This window comes from Actinospica durhamensis (genome assembly GCF_018139695.1).
In the GTDB taxonomy this organism is placed as follows: domain Bacteria; phylum Actinomycetota; class Actinomycetes; order Streptomycetales; family Catenulisporaceae; genus Actinospica; species Actinospica durhamensis.
The window spans coordinates 1-2935 of record NZ_JAGSOG010000481.1; the positions used below are offsets into that span (position 1 = coordinate 1).

Below are 2935 nucleotides of genomic sequence, written 5' to 3' on the forward strand. Positions count from 1 at the left end.
GTGCGGGCGGGTGGCACGGGGGCCGGCTCCGGCACTGGCCGTCGTACGGGTCGCCCACGTCGTACGCGCTGCTCGTCCTGATCGGCTGGGCCGGCCTGGTCCTGCGACCGGTCGACCTGCGCACCGCCCTGGTCGTACCCGCGCTGGCCATGCTGCTGCTCTCGTTCCGCGTCCTGTACGCGGCAGGCCTGCTCTCGCTCGGCCAGGCCGGACTCGCCGGGATCGGCGCGCTCGCCGCGGGCTGGGCGTCCGGCTGGGGCCTGCTCGCCGCCCCGTTCGCCGGAGCGGCCGTCGCGGCGCTGCTCGTGCTGCCCGTGCTTCGTCGCAGCAGCCTGCATTGGGCCGTCGCGACCCTGGCGGCAGCCACGGCGCTGAGCAGCTTCCTGTTCGACCAGCCGCTCTTCACCCCCGCCTCCGTCTCACGGCCCGGATTCGCCCAGAGCGACCGCGCTTATCTGTACTTCGAGCTCGTACTGGTGGCCCTGCTGTTGATGGCACTGACGGCCTTGGTGCGCGGCCCCGGATCACTGCGCCTCGCCGCCCTGCGCGAGAGCGAGGCCGCCGCGCGCACGGCCGGAGTGGCCGTGGACCGGGAGCGCCTGGCCGTGTTCGCCGGGGCGGGCGCGGTGGCGGCACTGGGCGGCGCGCTGTGGGCGGCGGGCGAGCAGGTCTTCGACCCCACGACCTTCGAACCCGCCCAGGGCCTGGTGTGGTTCGCCGCCGCCGCGGCCGTCGGCTTCGGCGACACGACGGCGCTGATCGGCGCCGCCGTCGTCCTCGTCATCGCGGACAGCTACGTGGCCGGCGCCTCCGCGATCCTGGTCGGCGCCGCGACGCTGCTGCTCCCACCCCTGCGCGCCCGACGCCAGGCCCGCGCGTCCCGAGCCGAGCCGGCCCCGTCGTCCCTGTCGCCCCTGTCGCCCCACAGCAGGCCAATGACTCCTGGACCCCCCGTCGAATCCGGTCGCGGTGGCGGTCCTGGTCGCGGGCCCGGGCGTGGTCCCGGCCCCGACTCCGGTCCCGGCACGGCGGTCACCTCATGAGCCCGCCCATCAGCGCCCTGTCCTGCGACTCCGTCCACGTCCGCTACGGCGGCATCGAGGTCCTGCACGGCGTCGGACTCGCGCTCGCCTACGGCACCTTCTCAGCCCTCGTAGGCCCGAACGGCGCAGGCAAGACCACGCTGCTCGACTGGTGCGCGGGCGCCGGCATCGAGTCCTCCGGCAGCAGCGGCAGCCTACTCATCGAGGGAAGGCAGGCCTCGACCTGGCCCGTCGCCCGCCGCGCGCTCGCCGGCCTGCGCTACGTCCCGTTCGAGCGCAACGTCTTCCCCAGCCTGACCGTCCTGGACAACCTGCGCGCGACCCAGGCCGCCGGCGTCGCACCGGCCGATCCGCTCGAGCGCACCCTCCACCGCTTCCCCGAACTCACCCGGCTCCTCGACCGCCCGGCCGGCGTCCTGTCCGGCGGCGAGCGCCAACTGCTGGCCGTGGCGTGCGCGCTCCAGGGCCCCGGCCGGATCCTGCTGCTCGACGAGCCGACCCACGCCCTCGCCCCCGCAGCCGCCGCCCGCGTCATCGAAGCCCTCGCCGAAGCCGCACGAGAAGGCGGCCGCGCCGTCCTCGTCGCCGAGCCGTCCACCAGCCGCGAGGCCCTGCGCGCCCACGCCGACTTCATCTGGCCGCTCGACCGCGGCCTGCGCCTGGCCGCCCAGGGCGGGTAGCCGGGCCCGGCCCGCTCAGCCAGCCACGCTCAGCCTGCCGAGTACGAGATCACCGGCGTCGTGAAGCAGTTCGTGTTCATGTCAGGAACCTGTGTCACCCAGCCGCCCTGCCCGCCGTTCGCCGAGTCCTGCCAGCGGGCCACGTTCAGGCACGCCCGCGCCGTCGGCCCCGGCCGCTGCACGACGAAGCTGGTCGGCAGGAGCAGCCCGTGCCCGGTGTAGGGCGTCGAGCTGTTCATGAAGGCCTCGACACAAGCACGTGTCACGTTCGTCCCGCAGGAGCGGACCGCGTCGGTGAGCCACTGCGCCGAGGCCCAACCGTCGAGCTCCCACATCGACAGGTCGGGCCCGCGAGACGGGAAGTACTTGGCCATCGCCGCGCGGAACGCCGCGACCTGCGGGTACTGCGTATCCTCGTAGCTGAGCTCGCTGGAGGTCGCGTACAGGACGTTGCGGCACTTCGGCGCTCCGGAGTAATCGCTGCGCACGCTCTGGTCCCAGCTCTGCGGCGTCGTGACCTTCGCGACCAGCGACACCCCGGCCTGGTCGAGCGCCGTGCACAGCGCCCCGTTGCCGGCCGTGTCGATCGCGTCGAACACGATCTGCACGCCGTGCGCCTTCATGTCGGCCGCCGCGGCCGCGAAGTTCGGCAGCGCGAAGTCCAACTGCTCGGTGACGACGGTGTATCCCTCCGCCCGCAGTCCCGCAGCCTCCTGCTGCCCGTAGCGCAGCGAATCAGGCTGGTTGTACTCGACGACGGCGGCGACGTGCGCGTTGAGCTTCTGCTTGAAGTAGGCGTAGATCTCGGTGGAGCTGTAGAGCTGGCCGTTCCACCCGACCGTCCCGTCGCGGGGCGAGGACGACCCGTAGATCGAGTAGAGGTGCGGGTACTGGTCATAAGCCTGATCCACCGGCTCCCCGCCGATGTCCGGCACGTCCTTGGAGCTGACGTACGAGGCGCCGGTGTAGGAGAAGATCGAGTTCCCGGCGAAGGCGAAGACCTGGTCCGAGTCGATCAGCTGGTGCACGCACTGCATGTCGCCCAGCCCGCTGCCCGAGTCATCGCACTGATAGACCTGGATCTTGCGCCCGTTGACCCCGCCCGCCGCGTTGAGCGCATCGAAGTACGCCTGCGCCCCGTACCCCGGTCCCGAAAAGGCCTCGGCCCCGACCGGACTGGTAATCGAGTCGATCATCCCCACCTTGATCTCC

Annotated in this window: 3 protein-coding genes; 2 read left to right on the plus strand and 1 reads right to left on the minus strand. The window is 72.5% G+C overall.

Annotated elements, in window-relative coordinates:
* Both KDL01_RS40145 and KDL01_RS40150 read left to right on the plus strand, forming a co-directional pair.
* Positions 1-1043, plus strand: a 1043-nt coding sequence (locus KDL01_RS40145) for an ABC transporter permease subunit (protein ID WP_438802019.1), incomplete at its 5' end; no start/stop codon positions are given.
* On the plus strand, positions 1040-1723 hold the full coding sequence (locus KDL01_RS40150) for an ATP-binding cassette domain-containing protein (protein ID WP_212533968.1): 684 nt from the start codon (positions 1040-1042) through the stop codon (positions 1721-1723). The genes KDL01_RS40145 and KDL01_RS40150, both read left to right, overlap by 4 nt.
* Before the next feature lie 29 nt (positions 1724-1752).
* On the opposite strand, the gene KDL01_RS40155 is transcribed toward KDL01_RS40150, so the two are convergent.
* Positions 1753-2935, minus strand: a 1183-nt coding sequence (locus tag KDL01_RS40155) for an ABC transporter substrate-binding protein (protein WP_212533969.1), incomplete at its 5' end; no start/stop codon positions are given.